The organism is Acuticoccus sp. I52.16.1 (assembly GCF_022865125.1).
Classification (GTDB): Bacteria; Pseudomonadota; Alphaproteobacteria; order Rhizobiales; family Amorphaceae; genus Acuticoccus.
The window spans coordinates 4,330,262-4,347,353 of the sequence record NZ_CP094828.1 but is presented as its reverse complement, the minus strand read 5'-3'; the positions used below and the strand labels follow the sequence as shown (position 1 = coordinate 4,347,353).

Below are 17,092 nucleotides of genomic sequence, written 5' to 3'. Positions count from 1 at the left end.
GAGAGGTCAGTGATGCAGCGGTTCTTTCTCGATTGTGGTGCGTTCGTTTCCTGCTCGGCATTCATCGTCGCCGTCTATCTGTGGATGGACGGGATGCAGGTCCCCCTCGTCTGATCGAATTTCACCTCTGCCCCGGCTAAGCTCCCACGCCGGTACGAGGGAGGCGCGTCATGTTCATCCACCTGAGGGTCCATTCGGCCTATTCCCTCCTGGAAGGCGCGCTGCACCTGAAGAAGATCGTCGGCCTCGCCGCGGCCGACAATCAACCCGCCGTGGCGGTGAGCGACACGGCCAACCTCTTCGGCGCGTTGGAATTTTCGGAGAAGGCCTTCGGTGACGGGGTGCAGCCGATCATCGCCTGCACCGTGCCGATCCGCCTCGCCGAGCGCATCCAGGGCGGCAAACGCATCGCGCCCGTCGCGCGGCTGCCGATGGTCGCCACCAGCGAAGAGAGCTTCGCCAACCTCCAGCGCCTGATCTCCTACGCCTACCTGCGGTCGGACGGCGGCGAGGTCGCCCTCCCGGTCGACGGGCTGGCCGGCGCGGTGGACGGCATCATCGCCCTCTCCGGCTGGATCGACGGGCCGGTGGGCAAGACCCACGCGCTGGGCGATCCCGAGAGCGCTTCGGCGCTGTTCGATCAACTTCACGAAACGTTCGGTGATCGTTTCTATTGCGAGGTGCAGCGCCATGGAACATCGGCGGAAAACACCTTCGAGTCCTTCGCCGTCGGCGAGGCCTATCGCGCCGGCGTCCCGCTGGTGGCCACCAACGAAGTCTACTTCGCCGCCCGCGACGACTACGAGGCGCACGACGCGCTGATCGCCATCGCCGAGGGCCGGCGCCTGGGCGACGACGACCGCCGCCGCCTCACGCCCGAGCACTACTTCAAGACGCAAGGGGAGATGGAAGCCCTCTTCAGCGACCTGCCGGAGGCAATCGCCTCCACGGTGGAAATCGCGATGCGCTCCCACTTCCGCGTCAAGAAGCGCCCGCCGATGCTGCCGCGCTTCATCGCCACCGAGCGCAAGGTCGCCGGCCTCCCCCCCGTCGAGCAGAGCGACGAGGAGGCCCTCGCCGAGGAAGCCGAGCGGCTGACGCAGATGGCGCACGACGGCCTCGAGCGCCGCTTCGCCTCGCGCGGCATGGCCCCCGGCGTCGACCGCGAGGCGTACATGAAGCGCCTCGACCACGAACTCGGCATCATCTGCCGCATGAAGTTCCCCGGCTACTTCCTCATCGTCGCCGACTTCATCCAGTGGTCCAAGGCGAACGACATCGCCGTCGGCCCCGGCCGCGGCTCGGGCGCGGGCTCCCTCGTCGCCTACGCGCTGACCATCACCGACCTCGACCCCCTCAGGTTCGACCTCCTCTTCGAGCGCTTCCTCAACCCCGAACGCGTCTCGATGCCCGACTTCGACGTCGACTTCTGCCAGGAGAAGCGCGACCGGGTGATCCACTACGTGCAGGAGCGCTACGGCGCCGACCGCGTGGCGCAAATCATCACCTTCGGAACGTTGCAGGCCCGCGCCGTGGTGCGCGACGTCGGCCGCGTGCTGGACATGCCCTACTTCAAGGTCGACCAGCTGGCGAAGATGGTCCCCTCGAACCCGGCGAACCCGATCACCCTCGCCCAGGCGCTGGAGCAGGAGACCAAGCTGCAGGAGGCCAAGGCGCAGGACGGCGAGATCGACCGGCTGCTGCAAATGGCGCTGAAGCTCGAGGGTCTCTACCGCCACGCCTCGACCCACGCCGCCGGCATCGTCATCGGCGACCGGCCGCTGGAGGAGATCGTCCCCCTCTACCGTGACCCGCGGTCCGACCTTCCGGTCACCCAATACAACATGAAGTGGGTGGAATCGGGCGGCCTCGTCAAATTCGACTTCCTGGGTCTCAAAACGCTCACGACCATCGAGCGCGCCCTCTCGCTCATCCCGGTCGAGATCGACCTCGACACCCTCCCCCTCGACGACAAGGAGACCTACGAGCTCCTCGCCCGCGGCGAGACCGCCGGCGTCTTCCAGCTGGAAAGTCAGGGCATGCGCAAGGCGCTGGTCGGCATGAAGCCCGACCGGTTCGAGGACATCATCGCCATCGTCGCCCTCTACCGTCCGGGTCCGATGGACAACATCCCCTCCTACAACCTGCGCAAACAGGGCCTCGAAGAGCCGGACTACCTGCACCCCAAGCTGGAACCGATTCTGAAAGAGACCTACGGCATCATCATCTACCAGGAGCAGGTGATGCAGATCGCGCAGGTCCTCTCGGGCTACTCGCTCGGCGAAGCGGACCTCCTGCGCCGCGCCATGGGCAAGAAGATCGCCGCCGAGATGGCCGTGCAGCGCGACCGCTTCGTCGACGGCGCGGTGAAGGACGGCACCAAGGCCGCCGACGCCAACCGCATCTTCGACCTCGTCGCCAAGTTCGCCAACTACGGCTTCAACAAGTCGCACGCGGCCGCCTACGCCCTCGTCGCCTACCACACGGCCTACCTCAAGGCGCACTATCCGTCCGAATTCCTGGCCGCTTCGATGACGCTCGACATGGGCAACACCGACAAGCTGGCCGACTTCCGCGGCGAGGCGCAGCGCATGGGGATCACCGTGCGCCCGCCCTCCATCGCCACCTCGAAGGGGGAGTTCTCGGTCGAGAAGGGCGACATCGTCTACGGCCTCGGCGCGATCAAGGGCGTCGGCTGGCCGCTCGTCCACCACATCGAGGCGACCCGTGCCGCGGCGCCCTACGAGGACCTGTCCGACTTCGCCAACCGGCTCGACCCCAAGGCCGCGCCGAAGCGCTCGCTGGAGGCCCTCGTCGCCGCCGGCACGTTCGACGAGTGGGTGCCCGACCGCGGCAGCCTCTCGGCCGGGATCGAGCAGGTCCTCGGCGTCGCGAACCGGGTTGCGTCGGGCGCGGCCGTCGGCCAGAACGACTTTTTCGGCGCGGCCGCGGCGGAGGACATCCGCCTCCCCACCGGCGCCGTCTGGACCCCGCACGAACGGCTGAAGCGCGAGCTCGACGCCATCGGTTTCTACCTCTCGGCCCACCCGCTGGACGACTACCGCGAGACGCTGGAGAAGGCCGGCATCCCGCAATGGCGCGACTTCCCCGCCGCGCTGCGCCGGGGCGAGGGTGCCAAGCTCGCCGGCGTCGTCGTCTCGCGCCAGGAGCGGCGCACCAAGAGCGGTAACCGCATGGGAATCATCGCCCTGTCCGACCCGTCCGGCCAGTACGAAGCGATCGCCTTCTCCGACACGCTGGACGCCTGCCGCGAGAAGCTGGAGCCCGGCAACTGCGTGCTGCTGTCGGTCTCCGCACGCGAGGAGGAGGAAGGCGTCTCGGTGCGCATCGGCCACGTCGAGCCGTTGGAAAAGCTCGCCGCCAAGCAGTCGACCACGCTCACCGTCTTCCTCGACCGGGCCGACGTTATCGAATCCATCGACCGCCTGATCGGCCACCAGGGCATGTGCTCGGTCCGCCTCGTCGCACTGACGGGCGCCAACGGTCACAGCCGCGAAGTCGAGCTGGCGTTGAAGGAGCCGCGCGCCGTCTCCCGCTCGGTCGCCAACGCCATCAAGGCGATGCCGGGCGTGATCGACGTCGCCTACGCCTGAAGCCCGGCGGGCGGCCCCCCCGCTAGCCCGCCGGGCTGCGCCGGACCCCGTGTGACCGCGGCGGCCGATTGCCGCTCGGTTGGGCAGTGCAATTCAGTGATGCATTGCGCCGCATAGGCAAATGCACGCGCGATAAGGTAAGGAGGCGTTTTCCAGCTTGGGCGGCGTACCCGCTGTCCGGTTTCCACCTCAATCCAGGACCAACGCACGACCTCGAGGCGCCGTTTTGCCGCCTTTGCCTCCCCACCGTCGAGGCGCGGCGTACCACGGCCGCCCGCCCCGCGCGTGGCATCGGCGCGGACCGGCGTCGCCCGGTGGCGGCTCCGCGAAAATCGCTCTGGAGCGCGCGCATGGAACGTGCTCTAGGCTGAAATATGAATGCGTGCAGCGGCACGCGATTGGCTGCGAAGGCTCAACGATGGCTCAGTTCTTCATCGATCGTCCCGTTTTCGCCTGGGTGATCTCGATCATCATCATGGGCATCGGCGTCCTGGCGATCCTGACGCTACCGGTCGCCCAGTACCCACAGATCGCGCCGCCTTCGGTCTCGATCACCGCGACCTATCCCGGCGCCTCGGCCGAGACGGTGGCCAACACGGTCACCCAGGTGATCGAGCAGCAGATGACCGGGCTCGACGGCCTGCGCTACATCTCCTCCAACTCGACGTCGACCGGTCAGGCCGAGATCACGCTGACCTTCCGCACCGGCACCGACCCGGACATCGCCCAGGTCCAGGTGCAGAACCGCCTCAGTCAGGCGACGCCGCTCCTTCCCGAACAGGTGCAGCGCCAGGGCATCCCGGTGGAAAAGTCCTCTGCCGGCTTCCTCATGGTGATCGGCCTCATCTCCGAGGACGGCACCCTCGATCAGGTGGACCTGTCCGACTACCTCGTCTCCAACATGGTCGACGAGATGAGCCGGATCGACGGCGTCGGCCAGGTCCAGGTGTTCGGCTCGCAGTACGCGATGCGCATCTGGCTCGACCCCTCCAAGCTCGCCGCCTACGAGCTGTCGGCCGAGACGGTCGTCAACGCCATCGCCTCGGAGAACGCGCAGATCTCGGCCGGTGAGTTCGGCAGCCTGCCCGCGATCGAGGGCCAGCAGCTCAACGCCACGATCACCGCGCAGTCGCTGCTGCAGACGCCGCAGGACTTCGAGCAGATCGTCGTGCGTGCCGAGACCGACGGCGGCCTGGTGCTGCTGCAGGACGTGGCGCGCGTGGAGGTCGGCGCCGAGACCTACCGCACCATCGCCCGCTACAACCGCCAGCCGGCCTCCGGCATGGCGATCCAGCTCGCCACCGGCGCCAACGCGCTCGACACCGCGACCGCCGTGCGCGAGAGGCTGGACGAGTTCGCCGAGTTCTTCCCCGAGGGCGTCAGCTACGTCATCCCCTACGACACGACGCCGTTCGTCACGATCTCGATCGAATCGGTCGTCCACACGCTGTTCGAGGCGATCGTCCTCGTCTTCTTCGTGATGCTGCTGTTCCTGCAGAACCTGCGCGCGACGTTGATCCCGACGCTCGCGGTGCCGGTCGTGCTCTTGGGCACCTTCGGCGTGCTGGCGGCGGCCGGCTTTTCCATCAACACCTTGACGATGCTGGCGATGGTGCTCGCCATCGGCCTGCTCGTCGACGATGCGATCGTGGTGGTGGAGAACGTCGAGCGCATCATGGAAGAGGAAGGCCTGTCGCCGCGCGAGGCGACGCGCAAGTCCATGGGGCAGATCACCGGCGCGCTGATCGGCATCGCGATGGTGCTGTCGGCGGTGTTCGTGCCGATGGCTTTCTTCGGCGGGTCGACCGGCGTCATCTACAAGCAGTTCGCCATCACCATCGTCTCGGCGATGGCGCTCTCGGTGGTCGTCGCCGTGACGTTGACGCCCGCCCTCTGCGCCCAGCTCCTCAAGACGCCGAAGCAGCACGGCACGCAAAAGCGTGGCCCGTTCGGCTGGTTCAACCGCGGTTTCAACGCCACCCAATCGGGCTATGCCGGGCTCGTCGGCGCCACCGCCGGTCGGCCGTTGAGGATGGGCATCATCTACGCCGCCCTCGCCGCCGGCATGGTCTACCTCTTCATCAACACGCCGACGGGCTTCCTGCCGGAGGAGGACCAGGGGATCATGTTCACCCTGGTCCAGGCGCCGACGGGGGCCACCGCCGGGCGCACGCTGGAGACCGTCCAGACCATCGAGGATCACTTCCTCGACACCGAGGCGGCCGACGTCACCTCGATCTTCACGGTGGTCGGCTTCTCGTTCGCGGGCGGCGGGCAGAACATGGGCATCGGGTTCGTGCGCCTGAACGACTGGGACGAGCGCACCGAGCCCGGCCAGGAGGTCCACGCCATGGCCGGCCGCGCCTACGGGGCGCTCAGCCAGATCCAGGACGCGATGGTCTTCCCCGTGGTGCCGCCGGCGGTGATCGAGCTGGGCAACGTGTCCGGCTTCGACTTCTACCTCCAGGCCCGCGGCGGGCAGACGCACGAGCAGCTCCTCACCGCGCGCAATCAGTTGCTGGGGGCGATGGCCGCCTCCCCGCTGATCGCCTCGGCCCGCCCCAACGGGCTGGAGGATGCCGCCCAGTTCAACCTCGACATCGACTGGCGGGCCGCCGGCGCGATGGGCGTCACCGCGACCGATGTCGGCGATCTGCTGCAGATCGCCTGGGCCGGATCCTATGTGAACGACTTCCTCAACCAGGGCCGGGTCAAGCGCGTCTACGTCCAGGGCGAGCCGTCCGCCCGCTCGGCGCCGGAAGACCTCCGGCTGTGGCGCGTGTCGAACGACGAAGGCGGGCTCGTGCCTTTCGCCAACTTCGCCACCGGCAACTGGCGCTACGGCCCGCAAGGCCTCTACCGCTACAACGCCATCCCGGCGATGCAGATCCAGGGCTCACCCGCGCCGGGCGTCACCACCGGACAGGCGATCGCGGAGGTGGAGCGGCTGGCGGCCGATCTCCCAGGCTTCGCGGTGGCGTGGACGGGGCTGTCGCTGGAGGAGATCGAGTCCGGGTCGCAGGCGCCGCTCCTCTACGCGCTGTCGCTGGCGGCCGTGTTCCTGTCGCTCGCCGCGCTCTACGAGAGCTGGGCGATCCCGTTCGCGGTGATGCTGGCGATGCCGATCGGCGTCTTGGGCGCGCTGGCGGGCGCCTATCTCGGCGGGTTCGACAACGGCGTCTTCTTCCAGGTGGGCCTGCTGACCGTCATCGGCCTGACAGGCAAGAACGCGATCCTCATCGTCGAGTTCGCACGTGATCGGATGGAAGGCGGGGAGGACCCGGTGACGGCCGCGAAAGAGGCCGCCCGGCAGCGCTTCCGGCCGATCATCATGACGTCGATGGCCTTCTCGCTGGGCGTTCTTCCGCTGGTGCTGTCGACCGGGGCGGGCTCCACCGGCCGCAACGCGATCGGCTCGGGCGTCCTGGGCGGCACGCTGTCGGCGACGGTGCTGGGCGTGGTCTTCGTCCCGATCTTCTTCGTGGCGGTGCAGCGGCTGGTGCGGCTCTTGTCCTTCCGCCGCAAGAAGACGCCGCAGGCCGACGCGCCGGCCCCGACGCCGGCGGAATGACGGGACCCTGACACGAAGAGGCCGGCTCGATGAGCCGGCCTTTTTCTTGGGCGTGGCGGCGGCTCAGCGGATGCCGCGCAGCGCCAGGTAGAGCGCATTGTAGCGGGCGTGGGCGGCGGCGAAGGCGCCGGCGAGGCTGCGGTCGGGCTCGATCGTCTCGGCGATCGCCGGGGGCGTGCAGAGCTCCGCACCGCCGCCTGTCGCCGCCATCTGGCCCAGCCGCGCCGCGCCGAAGGCGGCGCCGTAGTCACCCGCGACCGGCACGTCGATCGGGATCTCCAGCGCGCTCGCCATGATCTCGAGCCATGCGCGCGAGCGGCTGCCGCCGCCGACGGCGATCGCCCGCTCCACCCGCGTCCCGGCCGCCTCCAGCGCATCGCGGCAGTCCGCGACGGCGAAGGCGACCCCCTCCATCACCGCGCGGGTGGCGGCGACGCGGTCGGTCTCGTGGCCGAGGCCGAAGAAGGCACCGCGGATGCGCGCGTCGTTGTGCGGCGTGCGCTCACCGCCGAGGTAGGGCAGGAACGTGGTGCCGGAGGGGGCCCGCAGCTTCCCCACCTCCCCCGTCAACGTCGCCGGGTCGGCGCCGACGAGCCCGGCGTGCCAGCTCAGCGCATCGCTGGCTGCCAGGATCACGCCCATCTGGTGCCACCGCTCGGGCAGGGCGTGGCAGAAGGTGTGGACCGAAGTCTCGGGATCGGGGTCGTAGCCGGGCGACGGGGCGAAGAGCACGCCCGAGGTGCCGAGCGAGAGGAAAGCCTGCCCCGGCGCGATCACGCCCATGCCGACCGCAGCGCCGGCGTTGTCCCCCGCGCCGCCCGCGACGACGACCCCCGGCGCGAAGCCGAAGCGGGTGGCGATGCTGTCACGCAGCGCACCCGAGGGGGCGGAGCCTTCCACCAGGCGCGGCATCTGTGCCCGGCTCATGTCGCAGGCGCCCAGCAGCGCGTCGGACCAGGTGCGGGCGCCGGTGTCGAGCCAGCTGGTGCCGGCGGCGTCGGACGGGTCGCTCACCGCCTCGCCCGTCAGCCACAATCGCAGCATGTCCTTCGGCAGAAGCACCAGCGCCGTCTTGGCGAAGACCTCCGGCTCATGCGCCTTGGCCCAGACGAGCTTGGGCGCGGTGAAGCCGGGGAAGACGATGTTGCCCGAGATCGCGCGGAACATCGGCATGGCGTCGAGCGCGGCGGCCTCGGCGCTGGCGCGCGTGTCGTTCCACAGGATCGCCGGGCGCAGCGGCTCGTGGTCGGCCGCCAGCAGCGTCGCGCCGTGCATCTGGCCCGAGAGGCCGATGCCCTTCACCGCCGCCAGCGACGTCGCCGCCGCAAGGCGGGTCAGCACCTCCTCGGCCGCGGCGATCCAGTGGGCCGGGTCCTGTTCCGACCAGCCCGCGTGCGGCCGCGCGACCGACAGAGGCGCGACCGCCTCGGCGACGGGCCGTTGATCCTCGTCGATGACGACGCCCTTCAGTCCGGAGGTGCCGAGGTCCAGGCCCAGGTACATAGGAGGTCTCGCTCGTGCGTTGCGTGCTCGGGTTGGTTTAGCCGGTCGCCGGCGGAGGCGACCAGCCGTGGATGCGCCCCGCCCCCACGCGCCGCAGCGCGAAGTCTGCCTCCGCGTTCGGGGCGTGCGGGCCGATCTTGGTGCGCAGGTTGTAGCTCGTCGGCGTGCCCCAGAAGTCGAAGCCGTAGAGATGCACCTCGCCGTCGCCGACGAGGCGGGTCAGGAGATCGATACCCGCCGCGCCGGTGGACGGGCTGGCGCCGAGTTCGGCCTCCAGCGCGCCATGCCACGCGGCGGGGTAGAAGCTGAGCCGGCGGACCAGCCAGGCCGGTAGCCGCGGCCGGTCGCGAACGCCCATGAAGAGCATGTGTGCCGGGGGCCGGCGCAGCGTGCGCGCGTCCACCGCCAGGCCGATCGCCATGCGCCGGCCGGCCACCAGCACCACGTCGGTCCGCGCGCCGATGGTGCCGGCCCGCTCGGCGACGTGGGCGCCGCGGTTGATGCGCACCACCACGTCGTGATCGTCGATCCCGGCGGGTGGGTGCGCCAGCAGGCTGGACGCGTTGCCGACGAGCGCGACGCTGCGACCGGCGACGAGCGGGGCGATGACGGCGGCCGCGTCCGCCGCCCGCGGGCCGAGCGCCGGGGGGACCGTCCGGCGGCTCCGCCACCACCCGGTGCGCCCGCGCTGCAGCCACTCCTCCGCCGCCAGCACCGCCTTGGCGCGCACGGACGGGTCGACGCGGATGCGCGGCGCCATCTAGACCGTGACGGGCATCGGGGTCTGCGCGCCGACACCGAAGACGCGCTTGTAGCGGGCGATCTCGCTCTGCGGCCCGGTCGCCTTCTCCGGATTGTCCGAGAGCTTCACGGTGGGGCGCCCGTCAGCGGAGACGGCCTTGCACACCAGGCTGAACGGCTTCAGCGCGTCGCCCGCGACGAGACCGCGGAAGTCGTTGGTGAGCAGGGTGCCCCAGCCGAAGGAGACGCGGGCGCGGTCGGCGAAGCGGGCCTGAAGGAAGAGCATCGTCTCCACGTCGAGGCCGTCGGAGAAGATGATGCGCTTTTGCGTCGGATCCTCGCCACGCGCGCGCCACCAGGCGATCGCCGTCTCGGCCGCCCAGGCGGGATCGCCCGAATCGACCCGCACCCCGGTCCACCCCGCCAGCCAATCCGGCGCATTGTCGAGGAAGCCCTTGGTGCCGTACGTGTCGGGCAGGACGATCCTCAGGTTGCCGACATGCTCCTCGTGCCAGTCGGCGAGGACCTGGTAGGGCGCCTGAGCGAGCGCCTCGTCCGAATCGGCGAGCGCGGCATAGACCATCGGCAGCTCATGCGCGTTGGTGCCGATCGCCTCCACCTCGCGCCGCTGGGCGATGAGGCAGTTGGAGGTGCCGGTGAAGGACGCACCCAGCCCCTCGATCATCGCCTGCACGCACCAGTCCTGCCACAGGAAGGAGTGGCGACGGCGGGTGCCGAAGTCGGCGATGGCGATCTCCGGGACCGTGCGCAGCCGCTCGACCTTCTGCCACAGCTTGGTCATCGCGCGGGCGTAGAGGACCTCGATCTCGAACCGGGCCATCTTGTTGAGGACGGCGCGCGAGCGCAGCTCCATCAGCACCGCGAGCGCGGGGATCTCCCACAGCATCACCTCCGGCCAGGCGCCCTCGAAGGTCAGCTCGTACTGCCCGTCGCGCTTCTCCAGCGTGTAGGGCGGCAGCTTCAACGCCTCGAACCAGGCCATGAACTCCGGCGAGAACATCTGCCGCTTGCCGTAGAACGTGTTGCCGCGCAACCAAGTGGATTCGCCACGCGACAAGGAGAGCGATCGAATATGATCGAGCTGCTCGCGCAACTCGCCTTCGTCGATCAGGTCGGCGAGGCGGATATCTTTGGAGCGATTGATGAGCTGGAAGGTAACGCGCGTGTTCGGCTTGTTGCGATGCACCGACTGGCACATCAGGAGCTTGTAGAAGTCGGTGTCGATCAAGGAGCGGACGATCGGGTCGATCTTCCACTTATGGTTCCAAACACGCGTGGCGATGTCGACCAAGACGTCCTCCGGTACAGTCCTGCTTGCGGTTTACGCAAAACCGACCGGCGTTGCATAGCAGATGGTCCGGAAAATTGCCGCCCCCCGCATCGCCGCCGCGCGCGCGTGCAGGTCGATGGGGCGCGGGCTCAGTCCCCGGAGGCGAGGTCGGCGACCGCGCACAGCAGCACCTCCGCGCCGCGCTCGATGGCGGACCACGGGGTAAATTCCTCCGGCGCATGGCTGATCCCGCCGCGGCTCGGCACGAAGAGGAGCCCCGCGGGGCACACGCTCGCCATCATCTGCGCGTCGTGGCCGGCGCCGGAGGGCATCGTCACCGGATCGGCGCCGAGGCTGCGGGCAGCGTCCATCAGCCTCCCCCGCACCCCGGCGTCGAGCGCGACCGGGTCGAGCCAGCTGCGCGTCGCAAGCGCATAGGCGAGCCCGGTCTGCGCACACACCTCGCGCAGCCGCGTGTCGATCGCGGCGGCCATCGCCTCCATCGCTCCGCGCTCCACGTCGCGCAGGACGATGGTGAACGTGGCTTCGCCGGGGATCGTATGCGGCTGGTTCGGCGTCAGCTCGACGAAGCCGATGGTGAGCCGGGCGTCGTCGGTGCCGACCGTCCGGGCGATCTGCGGCAACGCCGCGCCGACGTGCGACAGGCCGACGAGGGCGTCGCGGCGCATGTCCATCGGGGTCGTGCCGGAGTGGTTGGCGGCCCCCGTCAGCGTCACCGCCAGCAGCGCGCACCCGGAGATGCCGGTGGCGACGCCGATGTCGCGCCCCTGCGCCTCGAGGACGGGGCCCTGCTCGATGTGGAGCTCCAGGAAGGCGTGGAGCCCGGCCGGGTCGCGCCGCGCCGCATCGGCCTGCGCCGGGTCCAGCCCGGCGGCCCGCATCGCCTCGGCGAGCGGGACTCCCTCGGCGTCGCGCGCATCCGCGATCCACCCGGGCGGCAGCAGTCCGGCGATCGCCTGGCTTCCCAGCATGCCGCCGAAACGCCCCTCTTCGTCGGCCGTGGCGAGCACCTCGATCGGCCGTTGCAGCGCCAGCCCCGCCTCACGGACGGCGCGCACACACTCGAGCCCGGCCGCGACGCCGAGCGCCCCGTCGAACGCGCCGCCGGCGGGGACGGTGTCGAGGTGGGAGCCGACGACCACGGCCGGCCCCGGCGGACCGAAGCGGCCGACGACGTTGCCGACGGGGTCCATCCACGCCTCCAGCCCGTCGCGGCGCATGGTGTCGAGGAGCCAGCGGCGCACGTCCATATCGGCCGCCGAGAAGGCGCGGCGGTCGTAGCCGCCGGTCGCCGGGTCTGCGCCGAAGCGGTTGATGGCGCCGAGCAGGGCAGCCAACCGGTCGGAGTTGATGTGGGCGCGCACGTTCGATCTCCCTCGGCTGAGGCGTTCACGCCACAGCGTAGGGACGGCCGGGCGCGGCCGCCAGCCGCCGATCCGGGCCGGCGCCGCGCCGTGGCGGCCGCAATTGCACGGAGCTGACCGCTGGCCCGGACGATCGACAACGCAGCCATGCCCACGTGGGCGGTCACGTTCGACGCCCGATCGCTTACATTGGGCGTGTTGGTAACAGTTGAACGGATGAGCTGAAGAGATGATGCAACGCATGCGTCGCGCCATGACCGATTGGTTTGAATATCGCCGCACGGTCGACCAGTTGTCTCGCCTGCCGGATCGGCAGCTGATCGACATCGGCGTCTTCCGTGACGAGATCCAGTCGCTCGCGCGGACCCGCCACGGGCGCATTTAATTGCGCAATACCTGGAACTACATGATCAGCGAAACGCGCCGCGGCTCAGCCCGTCCGGCGCGTTTTTGCATTTTACGGACACAGGCGGAGAGCCGGCACGCCGGTCGCTGACGACATAAGATGGTTCGCGCCTGACCGATATCCGCCGCCGCGCATAGCTGCGGTGCGGGCCGGCGGGGTCTGACCGCGCCCGGCGCGGCGAATGCCGTGACGCGCGGCGCGCTAAGGTCGCGCGGGGGACTGCGCGAACCAGGTGTCGAGCGGCATCACGTCCGGCGGCACGCCGTTGGCGGCGGGCCAGGAATCGATCGCCCAGGCCTCGTCCTCGCCCAACAGCACCGCCGTCGCGTGCGGGTAGCGCAGGTCGAGGAAATAGCCGCGCGACACCGGACTGCCGACGCGGTGGTGCTTCAGGAGGCCCGCCTCCTGCGCCACCATGAGGTAGCTCGTGGTGTTGGTGGCCTCGTCGATGCAGTCCATCTGGCCGACGACACCGGAGTTGCGCAGGTCCAGCCCCCCGACGTCGTCCTCCGACCCCACCGTCGGCGCGACACGCGTCTCCGCCCAGGCGATCATGCGCCGCACCCCGGCGCGCTCGTCTTCGGCCGAACCGTTGCCGACGAGCTTCTTCATACGCGCGATGTCGGCAGGGCCGAAGGTGAACGCCGTCTTGCGGTGGCAGCCGAAGCCGTGACACACGACCACCCGCCCCATCTCCCGCGGGGCGACGCCGCCGTGCGCGGCGTACCACGTCGTCGGCTCGCCCTTGCTGAGCTCGGCGCAGCCGGCCAGCAGCGTCAGAGCGCAGAGCAGGAATAGGCCGGAACTATGCCGCACGTCGCACCTCCAGCCCCTCGTTTACGGTGCGGGGCCGGAGCTGTCGCGCGTGCGGCCGGCGCCATCCACAATCTCGCCTAGAAGTGATCGCGCATCGATCGCGCCTTGAAGCGGGCGCGCGGCATCTCCATCATGAGCGCCATGGCAGACATTGACGTGATTGGCGGCGGCCTCGCCGGTTCTGAAGCAGCTTGGCAATTGGCCGAGGCGGGTCACACCGTGCGCATCCACGAGATGCGCCCGACGCGCATGACCCCGGCGCACAAAACCCACGCCCTCGCCGAGCTGGTCTGCTCCAACTCCTTCCGCTCGGACGATGCCACCAGCAACGCGGTGGGCGTCCTGCACGCCGAGCTGCGCGACCTCGGCTCCATCATCATGCGCTCGGCCGATGCGCACCAGGTTCCCGCCGGCGGCGCGCTGGCGGTCGATCGGGAGGGCTTCTCCGCCGCCGTCGCCGCCGCCATCGAGGCGCATCCCAACATCACCGTCCTGCGCGAGGAGGTGACGGCGCTGCCCGCGGGCCCGGCGATCATCGCCACCGGCCCCCTCACCTCGGACGCGCTGTCGGCCGCGATCGCCGCCGCCACGGGCGCCGACGCGCTCGCCTTCTTCGACGCGATCGCCCCCATCGTCTACCGCGAGAGCGTGGACATGGACGTCGCCTGGTTCCAGTCGCGCTACGACAAGCCCGGCCCCGGCGGCACCGGCGCCGACTATCTCAACTGCCCGATGACGCGCGACGAGTACGAGGCGTTCATCGATGCGCTGCTCGCCGCCGACCGGGTCGACTTCCACGAGTTCGAGGACACCCCCTACTTCGACGGGTGCCTGCCGATCGAGGTGATGGCCGAGCGGGGCCGCGAGACGCTGCGGCACGGGCCCATGAAGCCCATCGGCCTCACCAATCCCCGCGATCCCCAGGTAAAGGCACACGCGATCGTCCAGCTGCGGCAGGACAACGCGTTGGGCACGCTGTTCAACATGGTCGGCTTCCAGACCAAGCTGCGCTACGGCGCGCAGGCCGAGGTGTTGCGGATGATCCCCGGCCTGCAGAACGCGGAGTTCGCGCGCCTGGGCGGGCTGCACCGCAACACCTACATCGACGCACCGCGCCTCCTGGACCCCACGCTGCGGCTCAAGACGGCGCCGAACCTGCGTTTCGCCGGCCAGATCTCCGGCTGCGAGGGCTATGTCGAGGCGGCCTCGACCGGGCTGATGGCCGGCCGGTTCGCCGCGGCCGAGCTTTCCGGCACCATCGCGACCGTGCCGCCTCAGACCACGGCGATGGGCGCGCTCCTGGCCCACATCACCGGCGGCCATTTATCGCATGAAAGCACCGGACCGCGGTCCTACCAGCCGATGAACGTCAACTTCGGCCTCTTCCCGCCGGTGACGCCGATTGCAACGGGGCGAAAAGGTCGCGGCCAGCGCAAGGCGGGCCGCAAAGCGGCCTATGCCGAGCGGGCGCGCGAGGATTTCGCCGCATGGATGGCCCAGACGCCCGTGCCGCAGGCCGCAGAGTAGCGGCTGGCGTTGTCGACTTGTTAAGGTGTTGCACGTCAGCTGCACATCTGAAACGTCGCAAATGACTGGTTGATGCCTTCGCATCGATTGCAAGACGCTGTATAAAGCATCGGTCACCTTATCGAGGCGCGCGATCCGCGGCGGCCGATGAACGGAACAGAGTATGCGCATGGCCGTGACGGACCCTTCGGTACACTACAAGGACATCGTCAACTCGATGATGTCGGCCATGCTGGTCGTCGATAGCGACCTCGTCGTCCAGTTTGCGAATTTGGCTTATTATCAGTTGTTTGGCGGAACCGAAGCGGAGACCCTCGGGCACTCCATCTTCGAGGTCCATGCCGAGATCTGGGACGAGCCGTCCCTGCGCTCGCTGTTGGAATCCGTCATCCCCCACGATGTCGACGTGCGGGGCTACAAGCTGGAGCAGACCTTCCCCGTCATCGGCGCGCGCGTTCTGAACGTCTCCGCCCGCAGGGTCTCGCGCGCCGGCGCGCCGACCGGGCAGATGCTCGTCAAGATCGAGGACGCGACCAACGCGGTGATGGCCTCTCGCGCCGCCGACGAGAGCGTCGAGAAGACCCACGCGATGATGACCGAGGTCCATCACCGGGTGAAGAACAACATCGCCTCGATCCTTTCCATGCTGCGCATCGAAGGCCGCCAGCTCGAGGACGAGATGGGCCGCGAGGTGCTCCAGCGCATCGCCCTGCGCGTCGAATCGATGGGTTCGCTCTACGAACTGCTGGCGATCCACGACAACACCGGCATCGTCCAGCTTCGCCCCTACTTCGAGCGCGTGTGCCATTCCATCGAGCAGATGGCGACCTCCGAGCACATGGGCTGGTCCATCGAGGTGCGCGGCGACGACCTGCCGATGTCGATCGACGATGCGATCGCGCTGGGCGCGGTGGTCAACGAGCTGGTCGCCAACGCGGCGAAGTACGCCTTCAACGGGCGGCAGGACATCGGCTCGATCCGCGTCCACATGCTGGACCGCGGCGACGAGATCCACATCACCGTGACCGACAACGGCATCGGCTTCGACAAGGATCATGTCGACCCGAAGTCGACCGGCCTCGGCATGCGCCTGGTCGACATGTACCTCGCCACGCTGGAAGGCGAGATCGAGCGCGAGAGCGGGCCGATGGGCACCTCCTGCTTCATCCGCGTGCCCAACCGCACCCGCGCCAACGACCTCGCCTCTTCCGGGACGATGATCGCCCCCAAGGCGACCCGCAAGTCCGCCGTGCTGCGCTCCGAGCCGGCGGCCAACAAGCCGACCACCGCCCCCCGCCGCGCCGCCGAGAGCGTGAAGGAGAGCACCAAGGAACCGGCCACCGCCGCCGAGTAGGCGCACCGGCCGCACAACGAAAAACGCCCCGTCGCGGATGCCGCGGCGGGGCGTTTTTGCGTTCGGCGATGACGATCTTCAGCTCAGGAAGCCGCTGATCGCCTCGATGCTGTGGCGGTCCCACAGGAACGGCGCGTGACCCTCGTCCGGCACCACCAGGGTGCCGAGGCCGCGGTGGCGGCGGCGCATCGACTCGACCGTCGCGGCCGACAGGAGGTCCGAGTGGGCCCCGCGCACGACCAACACCGGGCGCCCGCAGAGCGCGTCGAAGCCGGGCCAGAAGTCCGGCGCCGGCTCGGCCGGGTCGTAACCGCGCACCGTCTCGGCGAGGCGCGGGTCGAAGTCCAGCGTCACGCCGCCGGCGTCGTTGGGTGAGGCCAGCTGCTTGGCGAAGCGGATCCACTTGGTGCGCGGCATCCGGGGGAACTGCGAGCCTTGCGTCTCGGCCAGATGGTCGGCCAGCGCCTCGTAGGAATCGTGATCCATCTTCTTGCCGATCCCGCTCGCGATCCGCGCCAGGCCGCTCCGCTCGATGGTGGGGCCGATGTCGTTCAGGATGGCGCGGTCGATCCGCTCCGGCGCCTTCATCGCCAGCAGCATCGTCAGCAGCCCACCACGCGAGGTGCCGATGAACTGCGCCCGCTCCACGCCCCACGCATCGAGGCAGACGAGGAGATCGTCGAGCTCCTGCAGGACGTTGTAGCTTTTCGTCTCGGCCCATCCGGACCGCCCCCGACCGCGCGATTCGACGACGATCACCCGGCGCGCCGGCCACCCGTCCGGCGTCGACAGCGCCGTCGCCAGGGCGCGGAAGTCGCGCGCGTTGCGGCTGAGGCCGGGCAGGCAGATGATGGGCCGGGGGTCGGCCTCCGGGCCGAAGGTCT

General features: G+C 69.5%; 11 protein-coding genes. 5 read left to right on the top strand and 6 right to left on the bottom strand.

Features of this window, described 5'->3' with window-relative positions; genetic code table 11:
• Positions 1–170: 170 nt before the first annotated feature.
• Positions 171–3,614, top strand: coding sequence for a DNA polymerase III subunit alpha (dnaE, locus tag MRB58_RS19610; protein ID WP_244778775.1), 3,444 nt, complete (start codon positions 171–173; stop codon positions 3,612–3,614).
• 418 nt (positions 3,615–4,032) lie between these two features.
• The gene (locus tag MRB58_RS19605; RefSeq protein ID WP_244778774.1) at positions 4,033–7,185 is read left to right on the top strand and encodes an efflux RND transporter permease subunit; all 3,153 of its coding nucleotides are present in this window, start codon (positions 4,033–4,035) and stop codon (positions 7,183–7,185) included.
• A 63-nt stretch (positions 7,186–7,248) separates the two neighbouring features.
• On the opposite strand, the gene xylB is transcribed toward MRB58_RS19605, so the two are convergent.
• The 4 genes from xylB to MRB58_RS19585 form a co-directional block, all read right to left on the bottom strand.
• A complete protein-coding gene (xylB, locus tag MRB58_RS19600; protein ID WP_244778773.1) occupies positions 7,249–8,688 on the bottom strand; it encodes a xylulokinase in 1,440 nt (479 codons plus the stop codon).
• A 37-nt stretch (positions 8,689–8,725) separates the two neighbouring features.
• A complete protein-coding gene (locus MRB58_RS19595; RefSeq protein WP_244778772.1) occupies positions 8,726–9,448 on the bottom strand; it encodes a hypothetical protein in 723 nt (240 codons plus the stop codon).
• The gene (pncB, locus tag MRB58_RS19590; protein WP_244778771.1) at positions 9,449–10,741 is read right to left on the bottom strand and encodes a nicotinate phosphoribosyltransferase; all 1,293 of its coding nucleotides are present in this window, start codon (positions 10,739–10,741) and stop codon (positions 9,449–9,451) included. It lies immediately after the preceding gene.
• Positions 10,742–10,869: 128 nt separating this feature from the next.
• Complete coding sequence (locus MRB58_RS19585) at positions 10,870–12,105, bottom strand: Zn-dependent hydrolase (RefSeq protein ID WP_244778770.1); 1,236 nt, start codon at positions 12,103–12,105, stop codon at positions 10,870–10,872.
• A gap of 229 nt (positions 12,106–12,334) precedes the next feature.
• On the opposite strand from MRB58_RS19585, the gene MRB58_RS19580 reads away from it, so the two are divergent.
• Positions 12,335–12,490, top strand: a complete 156-nt coding sequence (locus MRB58_RS19580) for a DUF1127 domain-containing protein (protein WP_244778769.1) — start codon at positions 12,335–12,337, stop codon at positions 12,488–12,490.
• A gap of 222 nt (positions 12,491–12,712) precedes the next feature.
• On the opposite strand, the gene MRB58_RS19575 is transcribed toward MRB58_RS19580, so the two are convergent.
• The gene (locus tag MRB58_RS19575) at positions 12,713–13,327 is read right to left on the bottom strand and encodes a hypothetical protein (RefSeq protein ID WP_244778768.1); all 615 of its coding nucleotides are present in this window, start codon (positions 13,325–13,327) and stop codon (positions 12,713–12,715) included.
• A gap of 141 nt (positions 13,328–13,468) precedes the next feature.
• On the opposite strand from MRB58_RS19575, the gene trmFO reads away from it, so the two are divergent.
• Both trmFO and MRB58_RS19565 read left to right on the top strand, forming a co-directional pair.
• Positions 13,469–14,854, top strand: coding sequence for a methylenetetrahydrofolate--tRNA-(uracil(54)-C(5))-methyltransferase (FADH(2)-oxidizing) TrmFO (gene trmFO / locus MRB58_RS19570; RefSeq protein ID WP_371747205.1), 1,386 nt, complete (start codon positions 13,469–13,471; stop codon positions 14,852–14,854).
• 169 nt (positions 14,855–15,023) lie between these two features.
• Complete coding sequence (locus MRB58_RS19565; RefSeq protein WP_244778766.1) at positions 15,024–16,208, top strand: sensor histidine kinase; 1,185 nt, start codon at positions 15,024–15,026, stop codon at positions 16,206–16,208.
• Positions 16,209–16,286: 78 nt separating this feature from the next.
• Here the strand turns inward: MRB58_RS19565 and MRB58_RS19560 are convergent, their stop codons facing one another.
• Positions 16,287–17,051 (bottom strand): alpha/beta fold hydrolase, encoded by a 765-nt coding sequence (locus tag MRB58_RS19560; RefSeq protein WP_256461746.1) that lies wholly within the window; start codon positions 17,049–17,051, stop codon positions 16,287–16,289.
• Positions 17,052–17,092 lie beyond the last annotated feature (41 nt).